Genomic DNA, 24847 nt, shown 5'->3' on the forward strand with positions numbered 1-24847 from the left:
TGTAATCATCATCTATTGCAGGATTTGTATTTTCTAACCGATCTTAAAATGATTAGGCTGATTGAGTACCACAAACCGAACATGTCGGCAGTTTCATCAGTTTCATTTCTCGCCAACTCATTGATAAAGCATCCAGCATCAACAGCTTACCGGTTAATGGCGTACCCATATGACTAACGACTTTAATCGCTTCCATTGCTTGTACCGCACCAACAATACCGACGACAGGTGACATAATACCAGCCTCAACACAGCTTAGAGTCTGCTGACCAAATAGGGCACTAAGACATTGATAGCAAGGCTCATTGTCTTGATAAGTGTAAACACTAATTTGACCTTCCATGCGAATTGCCGCTCCTGAAATAAGCGGTTTCTTAATGGCAAAACAGAGGCGGTTTAATTGATTTCGAGTATCAACGTTATCACTGCAATCAAGCACAAGATCATGCTGTTCGATTAACGGACGAAGTTCATCATCACTTAAACGCTTAGCAATGGTTTCAACCTCAAGATAAGGGTTGATTTTTTCTAGAGCGGTTTTTGCTGATTCAACTTTCAATTGACCAATTGTGCTGTCGTTATGAAGCAGTTGTCGCTGAAGGTTAGACACTTCCACTTTGTCATCATCAATCAGGGTAAGTTTTCCTACACCCGCAGCCGCCAAATATTGAGTAGAAGCGCAACCTAAGCCGCCAGCTCCTAAAATTAGCATCGAAGCACTCTTTAGCGCTTCTTGGCCTTCAAAATCAAATTGGCGCAGCATAATCTGGCGGTTATAGCGCAGCATTTCTGCATCGGAAAGTTCGCTCACAAAAAATTCCTGTTAGTACATGGTGTGGTTGAAAAGCTCGATGGTTACCTGTTCGCCCGCTTCAACACGGCCGCGATCTTGCTCTAAAACAACAAAGCAGTTTGCAAGATGCATAGAGCTAAATGCTCCTGAACCTTGATTACCTGTGGTGGCAACTTCTACTTGGCCTTGCGTATTAATCTGATAGATACCACGTTGGAAGTCAGTTCGACCAGGGCGCTTCTTAAAGCCAGTTGTTGCAATAGCTTGAAGGCGCTGTGGTGCTTGGTATTGAGTGTGACCTGCAAGTTTTGCCAACATAGGTTGTACCAACTGATATAGCGTTAACATTGCAGATACTGGATTACCAGGTAGGCCACAGAACCAAGCGTTATTGATGGTGCCAAATGCAAACGGTTTACCTGGCTTCATGGCAATTTTCCAAAAACCAATTTGGCCCTGTTCATCTAAGATGTCTTTTGTAAAATCGGCTTCACCGACACTAACACCACCAGAGGTGATCATTACATCGGCTTCTGTTGAGGCTTTAGTAAATGCAGCACGTAGTTGGTCTGGACAATCTGGAATAATGCCAAGATCGAGTACATCACAACCAAATTTTTCCAGTAAAGCGCGGATACCGTAGCGGTTACTGTCATAGATCTGGCCCGCTTCTAATGGTTCACCGACAGGACGTAGCTCATCACCTGTTGAAAAGAATGCAACAATAGGGCGAACATACACTTCAAACTGAGCAATACCTAAAGAAGCCAGTAGAGGCATTTCACGTGCAGTGATTCGGGTACCTTTAGCCAGTACAATGTCACCTTGGCAAGCATCATCGCCAATAGGGCGTACATTATCACCATGCTTTGGCTTATCATGAAAAGTAATGGTCTCACCGTCTGCCGTGGTTTCTTCTTGCATAATGACGGTATCAGCCCCTTTCGGTAACTCAGCACCTGTCATAATTCGAATGCATTGACCTTGCTGACATTCACCGGCAAAAGGTACGCCAGCAAAAGCTTTACCCGCTAAAGTGAGTGTATTGGCGTTAACAAGATCGGCAGAACGGTACGCATAGCCATCCATCGCTGAGTTTGCGAAAGGGGGAACATTGATCGGAGAGTGTACATCTTGAGCAAGCACGTAACCCATTGCATCAGTAAGCGCGACAGTTTTGGTTGCTTCAAGAGGTGTTACTTGAGACAAAATTTTATCAAGAGCAGTTTCAACCGGCATTAAACCCGGTGCGTCACAACATCCCATAGTGGTGTCCATTATAATTATGTCAATTAAACAGTATCTGAAATATATCTTTTAAGTTATAACGTTCAGATAAATATCTCAATAGTATAGTGTGATTGGATTTCATCACTAGTGTTAACTTAGAGAGTATCAATTGGAGTAATTATGCCAAAAAAAGGCTAGCGAAACTAACCCGTATTAAATTCAGGGTGGAATTATTTTCATTTACAGGTATCCTCGAACGTGATTTGTATCACTGGCCGAAAGAATGGGTGAGTTTTGGGTAAAATAGCACCTAAGCCAGTTGGAGGAAAAATGACAACACTTAGCGAATCAGCTTTAAAAGTTCGTGAGGCATTAGCGGCTCGTGGACTGGAAACACCAATGACAGACCTTGTGGTCGAGCGCAATGAAAAAAAAGAAAAAATTGAACATCATATGCGTGAGATCTTAAATCTACTTAGCCTAGATTTAACTGATGACAGCCTACAAGAAACCCCTCACCGTATTGCAAAAATGTATGTGGATGAGATTTTCTCCGGTCTTGATTACGCTAATTTCCCTAAAATCACAGTTATTGAAAACAAGATGAACTGTGATGAGATGGTTCGAGTTAAAGATATTACCCTAACGAGTACCTGTGAACATCACTTGGTTACGATCGATGGTAAAGCTACCGTAGCTTATATTCCACGCGGTAAAATTATTGGTTTATCAAAAATCAACCGTATCGTTCGTTTCTTTGCTCAACGTCCTCAAGTTCAAGAGCGTTTAACTCAACAAGTTTTGGTTGCTCTGCAAACGTTATTGGAAAGTGAAGATGTCGCCGTTCGTATTGATGCTACACATTATTGTGTGAAATCTCGTGGGGTAATGGATGCGACCAGTGAGACTACTACTACAGCATTAGGTGGTATTTTTAAGCGCAATCCAGCGACTCGTGCCGAATTTCTGCATGGTGTTTGTTAAGTTACGACGACCTAAATAAAATCATGTAAAATCAATGCCTGTCCTTTGTGATGGGCATTGTTGTTTTTAAGGTCATCAATTGTTTTTAATAGGGGAATAGCGAGTCATGGATCTTATTAAGTTATCACGCATTAGTATGAAGCATCTTATTACGTTACATATTATGCTTGATACATTAAGTGTGACAGCCACTGCAGAAAGACTCTGCTTAAGCCCCTCATCGGTCAGTAAAACGCTGAATCAGTTACGTGATAACCTCAATGATGATCTGTTTTATCGCCACGGTAATAAATTAATCGCAACACCCTTAGCTCGCCGTCTAGGTCCAACAGTTCGGCAAATGATCAATGATATGAATCAAATCATGACGGCCGAAGTCTTTGATGTGAGCCAATATCAAGGTCGGTTTTCTATTGCGATGCGAGAGAGTACTTTTGATCTGTTAGCTGCACAATTGAGCCAAAATATTATTGCTCAAGCGCCGCATATAAGATTGGATATTTGGTCTAAAGACAGCATAGGTTTTGATGGTCTTCGTAAAGGGATCCTTGATTTCGTTATTTTACCCCACGACAGAAGTCAGCCGCCATTAAACAGTCAAAGCCATTTGGTATGGGAAACCTTAATGACTGATGAGATGATCTGTTTAATGAACCCAAATCATCCACTTGCTCAACAAGAAATGACAATAGAGAGGTACCTTAGCCAAAATCATATTGGGATTATGGATAACGATCTCAATCAACCTTTCTTTGAACTTCAACTTACTCAAGAGCACCAAAGCCGACAAGTAACTGTTACCGTGGCCGATTTTGGTGCAGCTGCGACCTTATGTCAGTACAGCAATTTATTGTTTACTTGTTCTCGGCGTTGGGCTGAAACCGCTATCATTGCCAAAGATCTTGTGGTTAAACCTTTACCTTTTAATTATGGGGAAGTGGCATACAGCTTGGTATGGCATGAGCCGAGTATGAACGATCCTGCCCATCGTTGGATGTATGAGCAGATCGTAAAATGTGCTTATTAATCATTTAGATTTTGATTAATGGTTGAGGTATATGACAGGTAACAGAATATTTTGTACACCTCGTTGGATCAGCTGTTGAGCTAAAAACTCTACATCACCTTGTCGGCAAACAGGCCAATTTAATGCTTCTCCTGTTACGCCATGATGTTGAAACGCATTGAGGCGAATATTAACTAGATTGTCTGTTTGAATTTGGTTGATAAATAAAGCGAGTTCTTCGATATTGGTATCAAAATCTGTAATAGATGGAATGAGTAATAAGCGCAGTTCATGCAATTTACCGTATTCTGCTAACAATCTAATTGATTGAAAAACGCGATGGTTACTATGACCGGTTAACTCATGATGGATGTCGTTCTGCCATGCTTTTAAATCTAACATAGCGCCATCTAGATAAGGTAAAACCTTTAACCAACCTTGAATACCTAAGCTCCCGTTGGAATCAATCATACATGTGAGATGGTGAAGGTGAGGCGTCTGTTTAACCGCTTTAAAAAGCTCAACAATAAACGCTAACTGCAGTGTTGATTCGCCACCTGAGACTGTAATTCCATTGATGAATAATTGGTGCTTTTCAATGAGTACCATTATTTGCTCAACAGTATAACGCTCTGCCTTCGGCGTAGATTGGCGAGAGCAAGTCTCTAAACAAGTGTCGCACTCTATACATGTGCGACTATCCCATACTATGTTTTTCTTATTATCTATAATTTCCAATGTTAACGCTTGAGTAGGGCATGTCTCAATGCAATCACCACAATGATTACACATATCAATTGTGTAGGGATTATGACAGTTTTTGCATTGATAATTGCACCCTTGGAAAAAGATCACTAGCCGATTTCCTGGCCCATCGACACAAGAAAAAGGCAGAATCCGATTAATTATTGCTTCGGTCATGGTTCTGCCTGATCTGTTTATCTTATTGTTTATCGACTAAGTGGTAACTTGGCATTTGCTCGCCACTTAATACTCGAGGCAAACGTTGCATGACATCGGTATTAACAGAAGCGTCGGCACCAAGCCAAGTGGTGTTCGTTCGAGATCCTTGCTCTTCATATTTAGCAATATCGGAAAGTTTAACCATATACCCTGTAATACGAACTAAATCATTGCTGGCGACATTGGCAGTAAACTCTCTAAATCCAAGTTGGAAAGATCCTTTACACAATTGCATTAAAGCTTGCGGATTACCTTTAATCGTCTGATCTATTGTTAAAATTTCACTTACACCAGAGTGATAGTATTGGTGTTGAGCAGCAAGAGACTGAATGTGCGTTACAGGGTCGGGTTCGTTACCGTAAGCAATACGGATCCCTGGCGTAACATTGTGATCACAGCTGATCCCTCCTTGTGAATGCAATAGAGCATGTCCTTGATAGCCATATTTGACCGGTGTTGAGGTTACAATGTCACTTAGTGCTGCAGAAATTTGAAGGCCAAGTTGATTGGCTTCATCGTCATATCCGTAAACCGCTTGTGAATTTTCTTTTGCAAGTAACTCTGCGACGGCTTCAGCCATTCCATAGATACCAAACATCGGAGCAAAGCGCTCTGGATAGATAAGCTCTTCTTGTACTAAGAAACTGGATTCAAAAAAGTGTGATTCTTTATGTAAGAACTCGCAACGGGCATCAATCAGTTCAAACATGGTTTGGCAATAAGTAGGCAGGTCAGAAGCAAAAAATTCACGAATGCTATTAGATTTTTTCGCAACTTCTTTAAGATTCATGCGAACTAATGTATTTGCACCGCCCGCGAGTGGAAGTGCATTGTAACAACTGACAATACCAAAACCTTGTTCATCAAAGGTCTGTTTGTGAATTGGGTAATTTGCGATATGTGGCTTACTGCATTCACAGATATTTTTTACTGCGAGCTCTAATAATGAGTCTGGAGTGATATCTGGGTCGTACATGAGAGTTAAGTTGGGTGCAACTTGTTTAAGCTCTGCGTCGATCTGCAAAATGGTTCGACAAACAATGTTATCTGTTGGCCCAATATTTACATGCATAAAGGCATCGGGCAAGGTACGGTCGAGCATGATCCAAAAGCGTTTTAGCTTCTTATATAGCTCATCTGTTGAGACATCTTGTGTATAAGGAAGCAACATTTCATCAAGTTGACCAAGATAGACCGGGTAATTAGTCACTGATGGTACGTGATGATAGATAATGGTTAACGCATTTAATGCATCATCAAGATCTTCTGCTGGTGGAAGTTGGAGATAAATAGAGCCATTGGTTAAAAATTTACTATAGTCAGGTAGAACATAACGAGGCTTAAAAGGAGCATGCCCTTCAAACATGTCACAAATAATGCCGTCAGCCATCGCTTTTTCAACCTCTGCTGAAATAGCGGGGTACTCAATAGCGCTATCTGCTTCTAATGAAAGGAAAAGTGTTTTTTGTTTCGGCGTTAAACGAGGGTCTGTTGCGATTTTTTTGAATTTATCAGAAAAATTCATAATGTATTCCCAGAAAGTCCTTATGTTCTCTATGGACTAATCTATCGTGAATAATCATTTTCCAGAAGTGAAAAACAGTCAATGGTATATTTCCTTTTTAGAAATCCAGTGTTGGACTTTACACCCACGTAAAAAGAGATATATATGAAAAAAATAATTTTATTTTCAATTGGTTGCGTAGCTATTTTAGCAGGTTGTGCTGCTGAACCTAAAGTGACAAAGGCTGATATGGCAAATCCGGCTTCACAATATTGTGTGCAGCAAGGCGGTAAAGTTGTCATGAATAAGGAGCCAAGTGGCGTAGTAGGTTATTGTCATTTACCTAATGGGAATGTGGTAGAAGAGTGGTCTTTATATAAAGTCGCTAACCCAAGTGAATAGTCGTGTTTAAAAATTAATCTTATAAGGTGTTTTTTTAACCATTATTGATTAACTTGTAAAAAAAGATTAATAAGCATAAATTAAACACCATTTTTTAAAGCTTTAAAAAATTACGTTTTAAATCAATGTCTTTGTCAAACTTTTGACGTTTATTGTCGAGATAATAAAAGTGAAGAGTAAAATTTTATGGCTGAAGTTCAATGATTTGGATTGTAACTACGACAAATATTTGTCTAAATATGTATGAAAGATATGCCAAGCCAGCAAAATAAAAGTTTCGCGATACACTCGTTTTTATGCTATTTTTTGCACTCAACAGTTTCATATATGTTGGCATTTTGTATTGTTTTTAATAGGTAAGGATTCGCTTGACGATGTTAAATCATAAGCGTGTTGTCACTCAGCGAGCAGGTAAATTACTTGCGCTTTCACTTGTATTTCCAGGCAGTGCTTTTGCTACAGAAGCGTTTACGCCTGTTACTACAAATGAGAGTTCAACAGCAGTTACAGCTCCAGAGGTATCAGCAGCACCACAAGTCTCTGAAGAACGCCCAGCACCACTTACACAAGGTAATGTAAACTGGTCATATTTGGATAATGCAAATATTCACAGTACGAAGACTTTATGTGTAACTGCAGTTTCTAATGTCTGTTTTACTCAGTCAATTGAACAAGCATACGTAGATAATAAGTTTTATCCACTATGGGAGGAGGCTTCTCTACGTAAAGAATTTGAACAGCAATTACAGGCTGTTGTTGATTCTGGTCTTCTTCCGGGTATGGATCAGCGTTTACAGGAACTTCGTAATTTAGAGCAGCATAAAGATATGCGCGCTTATGATCTGTTGGCTACGGATACTTACTTTGTTTATCAGGCATTTGAGCAGTACATCAAGACTCATCGCAACCAACTGTTTACAACAAAGCCAATTAATATGAGCAAAGAGATGTCTTCTTATGTATCTAATGAGAAGGCATTTCCGATGACTCTTGCTCGTCTTGAGCAACAGCGTCCGGCAAACGTTAATTTTGAAGCAACCATGCAAGCTATTGCTAAGTTTCAAGCGCTAGAGCCGAACCCACTAAAAGCAAGTTATCTTCCTGCTGTTTACCGTAAAGGGGACCGTATTCCTCATGGTAAAGCGGTTGCTCGTGTGCTTTATGATCTAGGCGATCTGGACCAAGCTAATTACGATAAATTAATGGCAGCAAAATCGATCAGTAATACTGGTGTGATGAATGATGCGATTAAACATTTCCAGAAACGCTATGGGCTATCAGCTGATGGTATTATTGGTAAGTCAACCGCACAACAACTAGCCATTCCTTATGGTGAACTTGCGCGCCGTTTGGCCTTGAATATGCAGCGCGCAAATGTGATTGCACCATTTGCTAAAGATAAAGCGCACATTCTGGTTAACATCCCTGACTACATGCTAAAAGTTTATGAGAATGGCAAAGTCGTATTTGATTCGAAAGTAATCGTTGGCCGTGAGAGTCGCCCAACCAATCTATTTTCATCAAGCATTAATACAATGGTGGTTAACCCGTATTGGAATGTGCCAATTACCATTAAGCAGAAAGATGTTATTCCAAAGGCTAAGCGTAACCCTGGTTATCTAGCCGCTCACAATATTAAAGTGATCAATAGCTGGCGTGATCGTACAGAAATCCCAGTGAGTAGCATTAATTGGTCTGCGGTAAATCCAAAATCATTCCCACATGAGTTCCAACAAGGACCTGGTCCTCATAACTCACTGGGTATGGTTAAATTCTTAATGCCAAATGATTATGCGATTTTCTTACATGATACGCCTGCTCGCGGTCTATTCAGTAAGACAAAACGTGATCTAAGCTCTGGTTGTGTTCGTGTTGCACGAGCGCACGATCTAGCTGATTTTGTATTAGATTACCAGAATCGTCCATCAATGCGCACATTTGATAGTATGCGTAAAGACAAAGGGCAAGATACCGTAAGTTTATCTCGTCGTATTGGAGTTGATTTTGTCTACCTAACTGGTTGGGTAAACCAAGATGGTCAAGTTCAAATGCGTGAAGATATCTATAACTACGACACGCCATCTGGTAAGAAGATTCAGTCAAAATTTATTACGATGAAAGACTTTAATCATCGTCGTTAATTTAAATGAATAATTAAATAAAAAAGACCAACTCAATGAAGTTGGTCTTTTTTTTCTTTTAAAAACGACGACTTATTGTAGGGTAGTCGCGGTTATTACTAACTTTTTTAGCATTACCCTTAATGGTGTCCAGCTGCTGGTTTATCTTCAACTTTAACTTGGTTACGTGTTTTCCAAAGAGAACCAACAATTGCAGCGGTAATGGTTAATGCGATAACACAAAGAGAAACAGCGGTTGGAATTGCCCATGCGGTTCCTACCAGTAGCATCTTCACACCAATGAAGCTCAAGATGAAAGCCAAAGCAACACGTAGATAGCAGAAGCGAGTCAACATTCCTTCTAGAACAAAGTACAGAGAACGTAGACCTAATAACGCAAATACGTTTGCTGTGTACACTAAGAACGGTTCTCTAGTCACGGCAAAAATAGCTGGAATAGAATCGAGCGCGAACATCACGTCAGTCAGTGCGATTACCGCCACAACAACAAGAAGTGGGGTTGCCAACCATCCTTTTTTATCTTTCACGAACATTTTCTGTTCTTGATAATCATCGGTTACACGGAAGAAGCGTTTCACGACACGAACAGGCAATGAGTTTGAGAAGTCTTCAGGCTCTTCGTCACCTTCTTTCCATAATTTAAAGCCAGTATAAAGAAGGAAAGCTGCAAAGATATATAGCACCCAGTGGAATTGATCCAGTAGTTCAGCACCAACTGCAATCATAAAGCCACGAAGAATCAACGCACCAACAACACCTAGCATAAGTACACGAGGACGGAGGCGTTCAGGCACCATAAATTGACCAAAGATAAGCGCAAATACGAATAAATTATCAACGCTTAATGATTTCTCAAGAAGGTAACCTGTTAAAAATGCAGTTGTTGCTTGTGCATTTGTGTAGGTGCTATCTGGAGCCATCAGAGGCCAATAGTGGTAAATAAAAACGCTAAATAGCAATGCTAAAACAACCCAGAACAAACTCCATATAGCCGCTTTCTTAATAGAAACAGCACCACCACGAGTTTGGTATAAATCTAAAGCTAGCATTAACACTGTTAGAACAGCGAACCCTTCATAACTAAAAAGGCTCATTTTTTTCTCCTTCCAAACGAATGCGGAAGGTGGGACCAGCAAATAGGGCTCACCATGACCTTCCGCACATTACTAAGCTTGTCTGCATAACAGCTACAGACAAGTACACGCAAAACGCGTGTTAATGGCGTTGGTCTCGTCAAAGTTACTAATAATTAATAACTCTCGACTGCCGGAAGCATTAAGCTTCGAGATGACGACAGGCGAACAGTGGTGACTACTCCCCAAGCAGCTTAATTGTATTCCTGAGAGTGTTTATTCGCTAGTAAAAAAACAGCAAAGAGAAATAAAATTAAAAATACACTATGTTTTGAGCTAAAATCTGAATTAAATGCTATTGAGGTAAAAAAATAATACCCATCTTGGTATGAATAATAAACGCTTAGGGAACTTTTATGATTGTAAGTAATTCTTTAATTACTAAAAAGTAAACTATAACATTTACATTTTTATTTAATAATAATAACTCATTAATTCAATTAGTTATATTACTGATTTTTTTATTCCTGATGGGTTTTGATTTGTTTTATAGTTAAAGATATTAATAATCAAATGGTTATAGTAATGGTTCTTTATTTGTTAATTTATTGTTTTTATTAAAATTTTTTGTGTTATTTTTCAAGTTATTTCGAGATCAAGAGCATAATTTCACAAATTGGATCTCTCACTAAAAAATAAGCCGAGTAGTATTATTAGCGTAATGAGCATGGATGCATAATCTAAGAAAGAGAGATTGTGTGGCTCAAGCGTCATAAGTTGGAAGGAGCTTATATGGATTCGGTTATGGAACAACCACCTCAAAGAAAAATACTGTTTAGCTATACTAACTTTTTAGCAAATAGTAACCCCAAGAGCATCACGTTTATTGAGGCATTCAAAGAGCTAATTTCAACATTTGAATGTGTTCGTCAACATATCAATATTGATGAATTTGATACGCTAGCCGGTAAAGTATTATCAACGAATGCAAGTGATGTAATGAACTTATCACGGCTCGTTGAGCTTGCCAGAGAAGCAGATCTCGATGAATTAGTAATAACTATGCCGTATGGACTCGATGAGGCTCAGCTTAATGAAATAGAAGCGTTAGCTCAATGTCGAATTCATCTCCAAGATGATGATAAAGAAAATATTATTATCTATTTGACTGATTAATTATCCTGTATTTTGAAGTCACTTGGGCATAAATATAGAGAATAAAAAAAGAGGCCCAATTATGAGCCTCTTATTTGTTTTACTACCAAACAATCTTTAAATCATGCCTTGCCACAACATACCTACAGCAACAAATGCCGCAACTGTTAGCATACTTGCTGCAACCATTTCTTTGCCGATAAATGGCTTTAAACCTTGCTCTCGTTTTGCTTTTACATAAAACATAAGTCCAGGAAGGTACAGTAGGGCAGATAACAGTAAATGCTCTAGGCCTGATGCATATAATAACCATAGTCCGTAAATGGTGGCACATACGCCAACAACCATTAAACTTCCGCGATCCTTTTTCTCAATGGCTAAACGTAAAGTATAAGCACCAACAAAGAAGTAAGGGACTAAGATCATCTCAGATGCAATATTAAGTAAGCTATCGTATGTGCCACCAGCAAATACAACGGCAAACAATGAGATCTGAATACAAATATTGGTTAATCGAAGTGAACGTACAGGAGTGCCTGCCGCGTTTTGTTCTTGATATGCTTTAGGGAACATGCCTTCTTTAGCGGCAATAAACGGTGCTTCAGAAGCTAAAACTGTCCAGCTTAAATAAGCCCCTGTTACAGACACAATTAAGCCAATCGCAATGATGAGTCCACCCCAAGGGCCAAGTATCTGATTAAGCACTTGTGCCATTGAAGGGTTCTTCATTGCTGCAAGCTCTGGCGTGGTAATAACACCCATTGAGAACAGAGTAACAAAAACATAAATCGATAGAGCAGTCAGTAAGCCTAGAATTGTGGCTCGACCAATATCTCGACGATCACGTGCGCGACCAGAAACAACAACGGCACCTTCTACACCAATAAATACCCATACAGTGATAAGCATGGTGCTTTTTACTTGAGACAGTAAACCGTGTTCATCACCAAAATGTACGCCAGTGAAATCTAAGGTAAAAGTATGCCACTTAAATGCAATCATGGTACAAATGATAAAGAGTACCATTGGAATCAATTTTGCGATTGTAGTGATCGAGTTTATTACTGCCGCTGTTTTTACCCCTCGAAGTACGAGAGCGTGAACTGCCCATACTACGATGGAAGAACAGACAACAGAGAGCCAGGTATTTCCCTCACCGAATAACACCATATCTGGTTTGTCAAAGAACATACCAAGGGTACTAAATACAATAACAAGGTAAGAGACATTAGCCAGCATTGCACTTAGCCAATAACCCCAAGCAGAACAAAATCCGACAAAATTGCCGAAACCAGCCTGTGCGTATCCGAAAACACCACTCTCTATTTCGGGTTTTAATTGGCATAGATGCTGAAATGATAAAGCGAGGAAAATCATTCCAATACCAGTAATTGTCCAGCCGATAATCACAGCAGCAGGACTTGCAACAGCAGCCATATTTTGCGGCAGGCTAAAAACACCTGCACCAATCATTGAGCCAACGACGAGAGCGCTTAACGCACCTAATCCAAGCTTATTATCCACAGTAGAATCCGAGTTTAAAAACTATAACGCGGGGGATTATAGAGCATTTTCTTAAAACATCCTGTGCGAATTCATACTTTCTGAGATTAATCATACCAATTAATCACCAAAGTGGGGTCTTCATTGTGATGGATCAAAAAACATATGAATCGTCAATATTTCTAACATTTTGATTTATATGTGCATATATTAGAAAGTTATCTTAATTTTTGTGCATATTTTTTCATAATGCGCGTTTGGGTTTAATATTTTGCTGAAATCTAAGAAATAGAAAATATTATTAGTGAAAAGTATGCGTATTTTTAGACGTATTGCGTACAACAAACGCAGTACTATGACCTTTAACTGTCGCATCACAAATCGATTGGGTCTGAAAATCTGAGATATCACCATTAGCAATGACCGCGCTACAGTTTCCTGTACGTAACGCTTTCACCATCAAATCATGATCTGTCATGCCTCTTTTATTTTTTAGGACTAGGATCTTCTTTATATCTATTCCCGCTTGAATCATTAGCTCTTTATCTAGCAATGCGTCCTGACCAAGAAACATAATCCAGCGGTTTTCAGCACTTGCTTGTTTTAATAAGCGTAATAAATAAGCCAGTTGTGTTTGTTGCTCGTCGCAAAAAGAGACTGCAATAGGACAGCTAACAGCGAGAGTGGTTAATGAAGAATGAGTTGCTGTTGTGGTCTTATAAGCTTGAGAAACGGTAACCGAGTGAATTGCTGTAGATAAAGCGGCCATGTTGCTCTCCAAATCAAAACTAGTGGTTATTTATACATGCTGTATGTCTATACAGTAGTTTTTAATTGATAGGGTTGCAAGCATTTTTTACGCTAAGTTGACAAGGTAGGCAAAAAATCTGATGTGAGTATTAGAATATTTTGTGTATAACCTGTTGATTTGTAAGTGTATTTTATTTGTCATTAGCCACTATTTCTTAACCCTTTAAATTATACTGGTTTAAAAAGTTTGCATTTAAAAATAGATCCCGCTCACACTGTATACAGTGGTTTATACAGTGGTTTATACAGTGGTTTATACAGTGGTTTATACAGTGGTTTATACAGTGGTTTATACAGTGGTTTATACAGTGGTTTATACAGTGGTTTATACAGTGGTTTGAGCACCCTGAAAAATATACTGAAACCTAATCTCGAATTATTTGATATATTGAGTTAAAAGAGGATTGAATGATGGTAAATAGATATATTGTTGGATGTGTTTTGGTTTTAGGCTCTATGTCTACAGCCCAAGCGAAAAATTTATGTCAAACAAATGAGACAGAATCGTTCTCCTGTCATATTAAATCAAAAACGGTCTCTGTGTGTATTGCCCCTAATAAGCAGTTAATTTATCGCTACGGAAAATCAAACAAAGTTGAATTAGAACTTAAGAGCGATGTTCATTTTAGTTCAGCCGCTTACAGTGGTGGTGGCGAAGGGCGATTGACGTTCGATAACAAACCTTATCAATACATTGTTTACTCAGGAATGGCCAACGGTGATTGGTTAGATAAGGAAATTGGATTAAGGGAAAAACTCGAATTTGCAGGTGTTTATGTATTTAAAAATAAAGAACTACTGACTAATTTGAAGTGCACAAGTTATGATGATAAAAATTATATTCATAGTTTGCCTCCTCATGAGTTAGAAGAGTTTTATTATTTTTAAATACTGATACGGACGATAAGCTATGGAAAAGCAAGAATTTATCAATCTCTATCTACAACGAAAAGGTGTACCTCAACGCTTGATCTCACCATATTTTCGACTTTGGTCGAGGATTTCAGGTAAAAGAAGACGCCCATGTCTGTTTGAACATCCTTTTAAATTATTTATTTATGAATTTGTTGGGCAAGGAGCCGTATTTTATTGCTTTATGTGGCTATTTATCTGGCAATATAACGCGCCCGATCAATACCAATTACTTGGAGCCTTAGTATTTGCATTGACTATGGCACTATGGATTTCTTTTTCAGCCTATAGCATGCGGCGAAAATTGAACATTATAACGTGGGAACAGTGGTTAGATGAAAATGGTTTTGATAACCCCAAGTAATTCAGCAAGATGAGTTACTTGAGGGGAGATGCGAATAAACCTTATTTTCTCAGTTGCTTACTCTTGTTGAATGGTTACTTTTTCTATCGTAATAGTTTCGCAAGGTACATCGTCATGACCAAATTTTGAGGTTGTCTTTACTTTTGCGATTTGATTGACAACGTCCATACCCGCGATAACTTTACCAAAAACAGCGTAACCCCAACCAAGGTTAGTCGTGCCTGTGTGATCAAGAAAATCGTTATCATCGAGATTAATAAAAAACTGCGCCGTCGCTGAATGAGGAGCATCTGTGCGAGCCATTGCAATTGTTCCGATAGTATTTTTTAACCCGCGGTTAGCCTCATTCACAATCGGAGCTCGGGTCGGTTTTTCTTCCATATCTGCACAATAACCACCACCTTGAATCATAAAACCGTCAATCACTCGATGGAAAATGGTTCCTTCATAAAAACCATCCTCACAATACTTTTTAAAATTTTTCGAGCTTACTGGTGCTTTATCTAAGTTGAGTTCAATGGTGATATCACCAATATTTGTTGTAAGAATAATCATAGTTAAGTGTTCGCTGTATTAGATTGGTCTGCAAAAGAGAGATTATACCCAAGTAACTTCAAGGTGCGAGGAGAAGAGAGAATAAATTGGCTTATTAATAAGGCAGAAAATTGAAAGTATAGTGAGTATAAATTAAGAATAGTTAATTTAGCTTAGTATTATAAGATTATTCACTTTTCTCTTAATCTAAATTAAAGAACTTCTGTTATCTTGTTGCTAACCTTGGTAAATATTCGCAAAAAATACGTTATTTGTTTATTAAGCCAACAAGATTATTAATTCAATAATGCTCCTTATGGGCAAGATTGGGCTGTTACTAGTTCCATTTTTATAATAATGAAGCACTAACAAGTTTACAGTAGAAGAGGATAGAGTGTGAGCATTCTGTTTACCGAAAGTCGCCTAGGCAATATGACTTTAAAAAATCGCTTTGTACGAAGCGCGACATGGGAAAACATGGCAACAGAAGATGGACATATGACTGAGAAGTTGTACGACATCTATGAAGAGTTGGCACAAGGTGAAGTGGGCCTGATTGTGACAGGCTATGCCAATATCGTTGAAGAAGAAAAACCCAATGCTGGCATGATGGGGATGTATAACGACTCATTTATTGATGAATACAAAAAGTTGACTGACCTTGTTCATCGTTATGATTCGAAGATTGTTATGCAGCTTGCTTATGGTGGTACAAAAACGACTTATAATGTGGGTGAACGAGTTATTTTTGCACCAAGTGCAGTCGCTGAAAAAGGGACGAATACCCTAGGTAAAGCGATGACTCAAGATGAGATTGATTATATTGTACAAGCTTTTGCTCAAGCGGCTCGTCGAGCACAAGAGTCTGGGTTTGATGGGATAGAGATCCATGCAGCTCATACTTACTTAATTAACCAATTTTTAAGCCCTTATTACAATCAGCGTACAGACCAGTATGGCGGCAGTTTAGAAAACCGTATGCGCTTTTTGGTTGAAATCATCCAAGAGACTCGTAAGCTGGTCGGAAACGATTTTCCTATCTTAGTGAAATTGACCGCAACAGAGTTTTTTGAAGGCGGCCAAACGTTTGAAGAAACTAGAATTATCTGTAAAAAGCTCGAGCAGCTAGGTGTCGACGGCATTATTGTTTCTGGTAATATTCACGGTAAAGCCGATACCATGGTGGGAGAGAAACACGATGGTTACACTATTGAGGCTGAAGGGTATTTCCATCAATATGGTCAAGTGATTAGTCAAGAGGTGAGCATTCCAGTGATCACTGTTGGCGGATTGAGTGATTTTTCTGCTATTGAAGAGATCGCCAATACCACAAACATTCAATACTTCGCGCTTTCTCGTCCACTGCTGGCTGAGCCACAATTAATTAAACGTTGGAAAGACGGCAATATCGAACCTGTAGACTGTGAGCGTTGTTCTAAGTGCCGAACACGCCGCGGTAACTTCTGCGTGGTTTATAAAAAACGTAAAAAAGTGAGTTAACATGTAAGTTACTTGGGGTTACGCATAATGTCTGTTACCATCGCGCAACCTCCAGTAATCATGTTGATAGAGCTGGAATCATTTGACGATTAGGATCTACTTTGACTAATAACGATATTTTACGCCGAATTCGCTACACTTTTGATTTTAAAGATAAAGCAATGGTGGACATTTTTGCTCAAGCCGAAGTTACGGTAACGGAAGAGCAAGTGGTGTCTTGGCTAAAAAGAGAAGATGATTCTGCTTATATTAAAATGAGTGATAGTGAGTTAGCGTCATTTTTGAATGGTCTAATTAACCTAAAGCGCGGTAAACGTGAAGGTGAGCAACCAGAGCCAGAAAGTCGCCTAACCAATAATATGGTATTTCAGAAGCTGCGTATTGCTCTAAACCTTAAGGCTGAAGAGATCCTAGAAGTATTAGAGCTGGCTAACTTCCGTTTAAGTAAACACGAATTAAGTGCTTTCTTCCGTAAGCCAGAAAACAAACACTATCGCGAGTGTAAAGATCAGATCTTACGTAATTTCTTATTGGGTGTTCAACTTCAGTTACGTCCAGAAGATACTGAGTATCAAGACTGATTCTTGCCCCATTGATAAAAATAGCCCAGCAAGTGTTTATCTTTGTTGGGCTATTTTGTATCTGCTGATACCCAAGTGACTTCAAAATGCAAAATTTCGAGTATAGTGACTAAGGTATTGATTCATTTTTGCGCTCACAACCGAAGTGCAACCAACCGTTAAGTGCTTATTGAGAGAGTAGCTGAACTTCTTTCGATAATAGTTTGAGTAATGTCTTGTTATCTAAGCGATATACTTCGTTTTCGATATGACTAAAGCTTTGATAAATAGCATCTTTTCTCTTTGATATATAGCTGTAGATATCTGCTTGTTGCTTTGATTCTCCCAACCGCATCTGCAGATCTTGTAGAGCCACTATGGCCTGATTTAACGCACTTGTCGTTTCGTCATCATGGTTTAACTCATCTCTATTTTCATTAAGCTGAGTGATAATGCGCAAAATAACATTAGAGCTACGGCTACAGAGCAAAATATATTCACCAAGTTGTGCGCTTAAATGAGGCTCGCCAAGATATCCCATCCAGTGGTCAAACAGGTTGGTATCGTTAAGAACACAGCGCTGATACTGGTGTTGAACATGCAGAGATAATTCACCATTCTTATTTCCAATGTATTGGTTTAATGCAGTTAGATAGACAATATAATCTTGAACGGTCGTTGCCAGCTGTAATGGAAATGATTTCTTTTGCCAACCCGGTGCGATGATGAAGACAAATAACAGTGGTAGTGTTACACCAAGGATAGTGTTATCCAACCTTGGCAACATAATCATATTACCTTGGCCATTTAATGAGAAACCAGAGAATACAAAAAGGGTGACAAAAAAGACTGCCCATCCATATTGCTTTGTGGTGGTATGGAAAAAAAGAACCGCCGCAATACAGAATATAAACGGTAAGATATCGCTCGATACCTGAAAGTGTAGTAGAGCCGCAACCACAATCAGACCTGAAAGGGTTCCTGTAATACGCTGTAGAAGGCGAGTCCAAGTCATAGACAAGTTAGGACGTAATACCAATAAGCTGGTCATCAGAGTCCAAAAGCCGAAATCTAGCTCAAATAGACGAACCAAGATTAAACCTGTGGTTAAGCTTAGTGAGCCACGAAGCGCATGACGGAAATAACTTGATTTCATAGTCATTTGGCTTGCCAGTTTGATCGCAACTTCTTGCCATTTCCAGCTTAATACAATGGGCTTAGAAACTGTGGAACTGGAAACCTCTGTGATTTCACAGCTCAGTTGCTGTAAAGACAGATAAACAATATCCAACTTATTGATAAATGCATGAGCCGCAACAGACTCTTCTTTTGCGTTATCCGGTATCGGGAAAGAACGTAGAGCATCAAAATCAATACGTGGGAAAGGTAATTGGTGCACATTATTAACGGTGACTTGCGATAAATACCCGATAATAGTTTGATTTGCCTGATGGATACGATCGAGCCACTGTGGGCAATGTTGTTTTAATTCAGGTGTTGGTGAAAAATACATTAACCGTGTTTGCTCTGATATGCGCTCTGCGATTTTTAAAAAGCGCGTAATATCTTGCAAACTTGCGCTATCTTCGCCAGCACTTAACTGCTGGTGGATTCGATACTCTAGAGTTTTCGATAGCGTGGTAATTTGAGAACGAGAGCGAGCCGATTCAATAAAGAGTTGGTTTTTATCAGTAGAAAAAAGAAAACCACGGTCATGAATCATTAATTTTTTTGCTAGAGCCTGATATAAGTCGCTTAAGATATCTTTTGATTCTTGATTGGGAAGAAAGTACATCGCAATCAATTGCCACAATACATACCAGATCGCACCGGCCGTTAACCATGTCGGAACTAGCCAAATTGAACGACCTTCTTGATGCACTAACATGGCATAGATGGCTAATAATATTGTGGCAAAACCAATCGCACCTAGGCGAGGGCTTAATACCGCTAACATAAAGAGAGCAAAACTGACGACAGCTAATGAGGCACTAAACAAGATAGAGTGAGGAAAAACAGCCTCGACCCCTAAACTGACCACAAAAAATAGTGGAATTGTCACCAAATAATCTAACAGTCGATATTTAGTGACACTGGATGTATCCGCAAGTCCACAACTGATGCTACCAAGAGATAATGCAATCCCCATAGTAACGTGACCCATTAAGAAAAAGGGCACTGAGCAGGTAACAAAACTTAACGCTGCAATATTGGTTCGTAGATTGAGCAAACTACGAAGAGAAGGGAAGCGCAATAGTAAATTAGAGATAGTCATAACTCATTAACACGATGACTGCATAATTAGAATATGAATAGTATATGCCACTTAGGTATCTGTTAGCTATCATGACTGTTTAAGTTTTTCTCCTTTTGCTTTATATGCCAGTAAAGATTAGCTGATGTTAGGATTTGATGTAAATTTGAGAACAATGATTTCATGCCTTGTAGGGATGATAAACAATCGATAACTTTGTCAAAATGCACTTTCTAACAATTAAGTGAATACTAAAAAGAAGTGCTATACCTTATTTATATTGGTTAACTGGCTTGAAAGTATGAAACTTCGACTGAGTAGTACCGCATATATTGCACTTATCGCCCTTTTTTTTACGCTCATTCAAAACATAGGATTATGGCATCATCTGTCTGACCTATTTAGCAAAGAGCCGCCTCATAGTTGGATTTTTGTTGCGACAATTCCATTATTTATCTTTTTTGCTTTGAATATCATTTTTACTTTGCTGATTTGGCCAGTTGCCCATCGCATACTTATACCAATAATCATCATTCTGTCATCATTGGCGACCTATGGTATGTACACCTATGGGACTTTTTTTGATTACGGCATGATAGTCAATATTTTTGAGACCAATACGGGAGAGGCAACCAGCTATTTATCGTGGGGGTTAGTACCGTGGTTTCTGATCATTTGTGTACTGCCTATTGTGGTTCTTAGTCTAACGAAAGTCGTGTTTAAACCGTTTTGGAAAGAGTTACTATCAAAGCTTATTTCTATTGTAGTGTCTGTCATTGTGATTGCGGTAATAGCAGGGTTCTATTACAAAGATTATGCTTCTTTAGTTCGTAACCATTCAGAAATAAAAGCACTGCTTAACCCAACGAATTACATTACCGCGACATATCGTTATGGCCGTTACCAATTAGTCGAAGCGCATATGCCATTCAAACATTTAGGAGAGGATGCGGTTGATACAAACAAATCGGGTCGACCTAATGTTGTCGTGATGGTCCTTGGCGAAGCATCACGTTCTATGAATTACTCATTGAATGGGTATAAACGTGATACAAATCCGCAGTTAAGCCAACGTGATGTTATCAGCTTTAAAAATGTTCAATCGTGTGGAACCGCAACCGCCGTTTCTGTTCCTTGCATGTTTTCAGATATGACTCGCGCAACCTATAACCCAACAACAGTACGCCATCAAGATAGTGTCATAGATGTTCTTAATCATGCTGGTATTAACTTATTGTGGAAAGATAACGATGGTGGTTGTAAAGGGGTATGCGATCGTATTAAACATATTGAAATGACCGCTAAAATAGATCCGAGTCTATGTCATAACGGTTCTTGCTATGATCAGATACTATTAAATAAGCTGCAACAATTTATTGATGAGCAGAAACAAGATACGTTAATTGTTATCCATTTAATTGGTAGCCATGGTCCTACCTATGATGACCGTTATCCTGCCAAGTTTAAACACTTTACTCCAACGTGTGACACCAGTGATCTGCAAAACTGTACTAGAGAGCAGGTAACCAATACTTACGATAACTCAATATTATATACCGATCATATTTTGAGTCAGGTTGTTGATATATTAAAAGCTGATGATAAACATGCAAATACCGCAATGATATATATGGCAGATCACGGTGAGTCTTTAGGTGAAGATGGTATTTATCTTCATGGCTTACCTTATTCGATTGCACCAAAAGAGCAGACAACCGTACCTCTAATATTGTGGTTGTCACCATCGTATGAGAAGAGTCAGAAAATTAATCGACAATGTTTAATTAAAGAGTCGAACCAAGGTGGTATAACACAAGACAACTTGTTTCATACATTACTCGGTATGATGGATGTTAAAACTAAAATCTATCAGCCTAAGTTAGATATATTCAATCAATGCCGATAAATTAATGTCTAACTAAAAGGACAAAAGCCACAATATATTTTGTGGCTTTTTTCTATGTGTCAATTAAATATCTCTTTCTTTATATAGCGTCAAATAAATGAATCTTTATATGTTACTGATAAGTAAGTGTTTTTTATTTATAAAATTATTTTTCACTAAGACCAATTTGACAGGAAATACAACATTTTTCATTGGTGTTTATTAAAAAGTTTGAAGTAAGATCATAGTTATAATTAACAACATATACATTGGTGTATATTTATCTTGGCGAGCAAAATAATGCAATTCATACTTAATCCATAACAACAAGAGGGCTAGGTTATGAAAAAGAAAACAATAGCATTATTTATTTTAGCTTCGCTGTATGGCGCAACTGCTTCGGCAGAATCCTTAACTTTAGAAGCATCGACTAACAAAGTAATGCAAAAAATGAATGAGTTAGCAGAATTAGCAAAAGATCCTGCCAATGTCATTCAAAAAGGCGATCAAAAATATCTTAGTTATAAAGGCAAAGAGTTAAGAATTAATTTTGATGGTAATATCAAATTTGATTTAATGGATTTCCACTCTGAATTTAATACAGTTTTTGATTTTATTCCATCCGCATGGGAAACGTATTGGTACGACGGTGGATTTGATATCTATCCGGGCAAAAGTGACGAGTGTAAATTTGAATTATTTGCAGCAGCTCGTGGTTCAAAAGATAACGAAGGTAATTATAGTTGGGAGCGGCCATTAAGCACTGTACTGACTACAACGGGTTGTCCTGATGTTACTCAGAAAGAATCGATCTTCTTTAATACGAATACTGTTACCAATGATCTTTCTGGTAATTTGGCTGGTGCCGTTCTGTTTGCTCAAGCGCATATCGTACCTGCTAATGCCAACGAGCAAGAAAAACGCATGCACTTAGTCGGTGAGCGTAAAACTAAGGTTATGCTGAAACCTGAGAACGAGTTGGACTATTACTCAACTGTTACGGTTACAGCAACAGATAAAGCGGGCCAAGTGCTTGGCGAAATTGAGATGAAAAATCCAAGTCAGCTAGCACCTAACGTATTGTCAATGCCTGAGCTAACCACAACAAATATTGATTTTAGCTACGATGAAAGCAAAGCTTTTAATGTTAGCACCCCAACAACAGAAGCGATTGCTGCCGCTCTTGTTGATCATGATACAGTGGTTATGCGTACATGGAACGGACACTGGAATCGCATGTTCGACTTAGAACAAGACAATCCAAAGCTAGATGGTAAAACATTCGTCTTTATCTCAAGTGCCGGTTACAACTCTCACGTTAATTACTATAAAGATCGCAGTCGTACTATCGTCAATGGTACAACAACCGTTTTTAAAAATGTGAATGGTGCGTGGATTTTACAAGATGACCTGATCTTTAATGAAATCGGTTATGCACAAGGTTACTGGTCTGCAGATCTACCAAAAGAGTGGTTAAAGCCAGGGCTTGCGCTCTCTTTTGCTAACGGCGATAAAAAAGGTACCCTAAATTCTATTAAGGTTGGCGCTCCAACAGAGCTACTAATCAATACTATTGATGTGGGTATGCTGGTTGAACCTCGCGGTCGTTTCGACTTCCAAAAAGATAAAGAAGTACAGCGAGAGTATTTTGAAACTGCACCTGTCAGTAAAATGATCGTCAATGAGTATGAACCGGTTCATCTGACCGAAGTGATGTTGCCTGATGGTACGTTACTGACTGATCACGATCCAAGTGATGGTGGTTGGCATGGCGGTACAATGCGCCAACGTATTGGTAAAGAGCTAATCTCAATTGGTATCAATAACGCCAACTATGGCATTTACTCCTCCTCGGGTGTTGGTGAAGGTGAAAACCCATATATTGCAGCTCAGCTAACGGCTCATAATACTCGTGGTATGTATAACAATGGTTTGCAAACTCACGGTGGTTCAGGCGGTGCTGGTATGGTTACGCTTGATAGTTCGATTGGTAATGAGTTCAGTCACGAAGTCGGACATAACTACGGTTTAGGCCACTATCCAGGTGGTTTTGCAGGTTCGATTCACCGTCCTGCGGATATGCTAAACTCTACTTGGGGTTGGGATTCGAGCAAAAACGTCTTTATACCAAACTTCTCTCCAATTAATACAGGTGGTGAAAGCTGCTTAGATGGTCAATGTGTGCCAGCATTTAACGGTATGTTCAAATATGGCAGTGACGCAATGGCTGGTGGCTGGGCCATGTATGGTGCTCAACGCTTTACTATGTACACGCCGTATTCCATGTATTTCATACAGAAGAACTTAGAAAGCAAAGTGGTGTTTGATAAAACCTCATCAACAGGCTTTAGAAAGTGGGATGAAGCAACGCAAACGATGGCAGAATACACTCATCGTATTGAGAATATGGAAGTGACATCAGTTAACCCTTGGGATGCGAATGAAACTAAGATAGCCGCGCTATTTGAGAATTTCGATAAAGTTGACTTATCTACTTGGAATGGTCATTGGGCTCGAAACATGTCGGTTCCAGCGGCATCTGAAATTAACAAAGGCAAAGTATTTACGTTTAATTCGAGTGCAGGTTACAACTCTCACTTAGCCATTAATGGTCAAGAGATGTTGGTTCCTTATGGTAGCCGTCTAACGTTTGTATCTGATGGTCAAACGTGGGTGAAAGATGCGCCATTTGAATCAACTAAAGCGGTTCATCCAGAAAAATATGGTGTACCTGTAACAACGCTAGTGGGTTACTACGATCCGCAAGCTAAGTTAGATAGCTATATTTTCCCGGCGCTACACGGTGCATTTGGTTATGTATATTCTGATGATTCGGCTGATTTAATTGCCGGCCAATGTGCGCTTGAAGTTGAAACACAATCGGGCTCTGTTCTGAAATATGCGTTAAAGAATAACCGTCGTAATGCCGACAACATGAATAAGTTCCACGTGAACGTTGCAACATCAGATAACCCGGTGTCGGCATCTGTAGTGTGTGATGGTCAGGTATTGGATACTCGCACCATTGATGCACCAAAACTTGCGCCTATTTATACGGTACAAGGTGGTGATGCGAAAGCACGTTCAGCTGCAGCATTCTTTAGTGCTCCAGTGCCAAGAGTCGAAGCAACACGCTATGAGCCGCAAGCATGTAATCATGCTGATGGTGAACACAATCATTAATGATGGCTTGAGTTAAGTTGTAAATAAAAATGGATAGGGGGAGACCTCTATCCATTTTTTGTTTTATTCTTTTTATCTGTATTTTCTAAAA

The 24847-nt window shown here is 39.1% G+C and carries 20 protein-coding genes; 11 read left to right on the plus strand and 9 right to left on the minus strand.

Features of this window, described 5'->3' with window-relative positions; genetic code table 11:
• Positions 1–52: 52 nt before the first annotated feature.
• Positions 53–811, minus strand: coding sequence for a molybdopterin-synthase adenylyltransferase MoeB (moeB, locus tag CTN07_RS04245; protein WP_005299062.1), 759 nt, complete (start codon positions 809–811; stop codon positions 53–55).
• A 12-nt stretch (positions 812–823) separates the two neighbouring features.
• Positions 824–2059 carry a molybdopterin molybdotransferase MoeA gene (gene moeA / locus CTN07_RS04250; protein ID WP_036763722.1) on the minus strand — a complete coding sequence of 412 codons (1236 nt, stop codon included), beginning with the start codon at positions 2057–2059 and terminating at the stop codon, positions 824–826.
• A gap of 294 nt (positions 2060–2353) precedes the next feature.
• Between moeA and folE the strand changes: the two genes are divergently transcribed.
• Together folE and CTN07_RS04260 are read left to right on the plus strand one after the other, a co-directional pair.
• On the plus strand, positions 2354–3007 hold the full coding sequence (gene folE, locus CTN07_RS04255) for a GTP cyclohydrolase I FolE (RefSeq protein ID WP_005299068.1): 654 nt from the start codon (positions 2354–2356) through the stop codon (positions 3005–3007).
• 106 nt (positions 3008–3113) lie between these two features.
• Complete coding sequence (locus tag CTN07_RS04260; RefSeq protein ID WP_005299071.1) at positions 3114–4034, plus strand: LysR family transcriptional regulator; 921 nt, start codon at positions 3114–3116, stop codon at positions 4032–4034.
• A 15-nt stretch (positions 4035–4049) separates the two neighbouring features.
• On the opposite strand, the gene CTN07_RS04265 is transcribed toward CTN07_RS04260, so the two are convergent.
• Complete coding sequence (locus CTN07_RS04265; RefSeq protein ID WP_005299073.1) at positions 4050–4934, minus strand: YjjW family glycine radical enzyme activase; 885 nt, start codon at positions 4932–4934, stop codon at positions 4050–4052.
• A gap of 22 nt (positions 4935–4956) precedes the next feature.
• Positions 4957–6501 carry a YjjI family glycine radical enzyme gene (locus CTN07_RS04270; protein ID WP_005299076.1) on the minus strand — a complete coding sequence of 515 codons (1545 nt, stop codon included), beginning with the start codon at positions 6499–6501 and terminating at the stop codon, positions 4957–4959.
• A gap of 144 nt (positions 6502–6645) precedes the next feature.
• Here CTN07_RS04270 and CTN07_RS04275 point away from each other — a divergent pair, with 144 nt between their 5' ends.
• Both CTN07_RS04275 and CTN07_RS04280 read left to right on the plus strand, forming a co-directional pair.
• On the plus strand, positions 6646–6882 hold the full coding sequence (locus tag CTN07_RS04275) for a putative hemolysin (RefSeq protein ID WP_036763725.1): 237 nt from the start codon (positions 6646–6648) through the stop codon (positions 6880–6882).
• A 374-nt stretch (positions 6883–7256) separates the two neighbouring features.
• Complete coding sequence (locus tag CTN07_RS04280; protein ID WP_005299079.1) at positions 7257–9023, plus strand: L,D-transpeptidase family protein; 1767 nt, start codon at positions 7257–7259, stop codon at positions 9021–9023.
• Between the two features lie 119 nt (positions 9024–9142).
• On the opposite strand, the gene CTN07_RS04285 is transcribed toward CTN07_RS04280, so the two are convergent.
• Positions 9143–10117, minus strand: coding sequence for a TerC family protein (locus CTN07_RS04285; RefSeq protein ID WP_005299083.1), 975 nt, complete (start codon positions 10115–10117; stop codon positions 9143–9145).
• 771 nt (positions 10118–10888) lie between these two features.
• Between CTN07_RS04285 and CTN07_RS04290 the strand changes: the two genes are divergently transcribed.
• On the plus strand, positions 10889–11272 hold the full coding sequence (locus tag CTN07_RS04290) for a hypothetical protein (protein WP_050787754.1): 384 nt from the start codon (positions 10889–10891) through the stop codon (positions 11270–11272).
• A gap of 96 nt (positions 11273–11368) precedes the next feature.
• On the opposite strand, the gene CTN07_RS04295 is transcribed toward CTN07_RS04290, so the two are convergent.
• Together CTN07_RS04295 and CTN07_RS04300 are read right to left on the minus strand one after the other, a co-directional pair.
• Positions 11369–12775 carry a basic amino acid/polyamine antiporter gene (locus tag CTN07_RS04295; protein ID WP_005299086.1) on the minus strand — a complete coding sequence of 469 codons (1407 nt, stop codon included), beginning with the start codon at positions 12773–12775 and terminating at the stop codon, positions 11369–11371.
• A 280-nt stretch (positions 12776–13055) separates the two neighbouring features.
• On the minus strand, positions 13056–13523 hold the full coding sequence (locus CTN07_RS04300) for a cell division inhibitor SulA (protein ID WP_036763728.1): 468 nt from the start codon (positions 13521–13523) through the stop codon (positions 13056–13058).
• Positions 13524–13972: 449 nt separating this feature from the next.
• Here CTN07_RS04300 and CTN07_RS04310 point away from each other — a divergent pair, with 449 nt between their 5' ends.
• Entirely contained in the window at positions 13973–14452 is a 480-nt protein-coding gene (locus CTN07_RS04310) for a hypothetical protein (RefSeq protein WP_197673589.1), read from the plus strand.
• Positions 14453–14474: 22 nt separating this feature from the next.
• Positions 14475–14840, plus strand: coding sequence for a DUF6404 family protein (locus CTN07_RS04315; protein WP_036763731.1), 366 nt, complete (start codon positions 14475–14477; stop codon positions 14838–14840).
• Positions 14841–14897: 57 nt separating this feature from the next.
• Here CTN07_RS04315 and CTN07_RS04320 read toward each other — a convergent pair whose 3' ends face one another.
• Positions 14898–15395: a peptidylprolyl isomerase gene (locus CTN07_RS04320; protein ID WP_036763734.1), complete on the minus strand. Its 498-nt coding sequence runs from the start codon at positions 15393–15395 to the stop codon at positions 14898–14900.
• Between the two features lie 375 nt (positions 15396–15770).
• On the opposite strand from CTN07_RS04320, the gene CTN07_RS04325 reads away from it, so the two are divergent.
• Both CTN07_RS04325 and CTN07_RS04330 read left to right on the plus strand, forming a co-directional pair.
• Positions 15771–16874, plus strand: a complete 1104-nt coding sequence (locus CTN07_RS04325) for an NADH:flavin oxidoreductase (RefSeq protein ID WP_005299089.1) — start codon at positions 15771–15773, stop codon at positions 16872–16874.
• Between the two features lie 101 nt (positions 16875–16975).
• On the plus strand, positions 16976–17455 hold the full coding sequence (locus tag CTN07_RS04330) for a YehS family protein (protein ID WP_036763737.1): 480 nt from the start codon (positions 16976–16978) through the stop codon (positions 17453–17455).
• Between the two features lie 166 nt (positions 17456–17621).
• On the opposite strand, the gene CTN07_RS04335 is transcribed toward CTN07_RS04330, so the two are convergent.
• Positions 17622–19709: an FUSC family membrane protein gene (locus CTN07_RS04335; protein WP_005299097.1), complete on the minus strand. Its 2088-nt coding sequence runs from the start codon at positions 19707–19709 to the stop codon at positions 17622–17624.
• Positions 19710–19989: 280 nt separating this feature from the next.
• Here CTN07_RS04335 and eptA point away from each other — a divergent pair, with 280 nt between their 5' ends.
• Together eptA and CTN07_RS04345 are read left to right on the plus strand one after the other, a co-directional pair.
• Positions 19990–21594, plus strand: coding sequence for a phosphoethanolamine transferase EptA (gene eptA, locus CTN07_RS04340; protein WP_005299099.1), 1605 nt, complete (start codon positions 19990–19992; stop codon positions 21592–21594).
• A gap of 321 nt (positions 21595–21915) precedes the next feature.
• Positions 21916–24756, plus strand: a complete 2841-nt coding sequence (locus CTN07_RS04345; RefSeq protein ID WP_005299101.1) for a M66 family metalloprotease — start codon at positions 21916–21918, stop codon at positions 24754–24756.
• Positions 24757–24847 lie beyond the last annotated feature (91 nt).

The organism is Photobacterium damselae (assembly GCF_003026815.1).
Lineage (GTDB): Bacteria > Pseudomonadota > Gammaproteobacteria > Enterobacterales > Vibrionaceae > Photobacterium > Photobacterium damselae.

What these genes read in the sequence shown, in the direction of transcription:
- CTN07_RS04260 (WP_005299071.1), top strand. Translation starts at nt 3,114, where the DNA reads ATGGATCTTATTAAGTTATCACGCATTAGTATGAAGCATCTTATTACG.
- CTN07_RS04315 (WP_036763731.1), top strand. Translation starts at nt 14,475, where the DNA reads ATGGAAAAGCAAGAATTTATCAATCTCTATCTACAACGAAAAGGTGTA.
- folE (WP_005299068.1), top strand. Translation starts at nt 2,354, where the DNA reads ATGACAACACTTAGCGAATCAGCTTTAAAAGTTCGTGAGGCATTAGCG.
- CTN07_RS04335 (WP_005299097.1), bottom strand. Translation starts at nt 19,709, where the DNA reads ATGACTATCTCTAATTTACTATTGCGCTTCCCTTCTCTTCGTAGTTTG.
- CTN07_RS04275 (WP_036763725.1), top strand. Translation starts at nt 6,646, where the DNA reads ATGAAAAAAATAATTTTATTTTCAATTGGTTGCGTAGCTATTTTAGCA.
- CTN07_RS04265 (WP_005299073.1), bottom strand. Translation starts at nt 4,934, where the DNA reads ATGACCGAAGCAATAATTAATCGGATTCTGCCTTTTTCTTGTGTCGAT.
- CTN07_RS04285 (WP_005299083.1), bottom strand. Translation starts at nt 10,117, where the DNA reads ATGAGCCTTTTTAGTTATGAAGGGTTCGCTGTTCTAACAGTGTTAATG.
- eptA (WP_005299099.1), top strand. Translation starts at nt 19,990, where the DNA reads ATGAAACTTCGACTGAGTAGTACCGCATATATTGCACTTATCGCCCTT.
- CTN07_RS04345 (WP_005299101.1), top strand. Translation starts at nt 21,916, where the DNA reads ATGAAAAAGAAAACAATAGCATTATTTATTTTAGCTTCGCTGTATGGC.
- CTN07_RS04280 (WP_005299079.1), top strand. Translation starts at nt 7,257, where the DNA reads ATGTTAAATCATAAGCGTGTTGTCACTCAGCGAGCAGGTAAATTACTT.
- CTN07_RS04270 (WP_005299076.1), bottom strand. Translation starts at nt 6,501, where the DNA reads ATGAATTTTTCTGATAAATTCAAAAAAATCGCAACAGACCCTCGTTTA.
- CTN07_RS04300 (WP_036763728.1), bottom strand. Translation starts at nt 13,523, where the DNA reads ATGGCCGCTTTATCTACAGCAATTCACTCGGTTACCGTTTCTCAAGCT.
- CTN07_RS04290 (WP_050787754.1), top strand. Translation starts at nt 10,889, where the DNA reads ATGGATTCGGTTATGGAACAACCACCTCAAAGAAAAATACTGTTTAGC.
- CTN07_RS04310 (WP_197673589.1), top strand. Translation starts at nt 13,973, where the DNA reads ATGATGGTAAATAGATATATTGTTGGATGTGTTTTGGTTTTAGGCTCT.
- moeA (WP_036763722.1), bottom strand. Translation starts at nt 2,059, where the DNA reads ATGGGATGTTGTGACGCACCGGGTTTAATGCCGGTTGAAACTGCTCTT.
- CTN07_RS04320 (WP_036763734.1), bottom strand. Translation starts at nt 15,395, where the DNA reads ATGATTATTCTTACAACAAATATTGGTGATATCACCATTGAACTCAAC.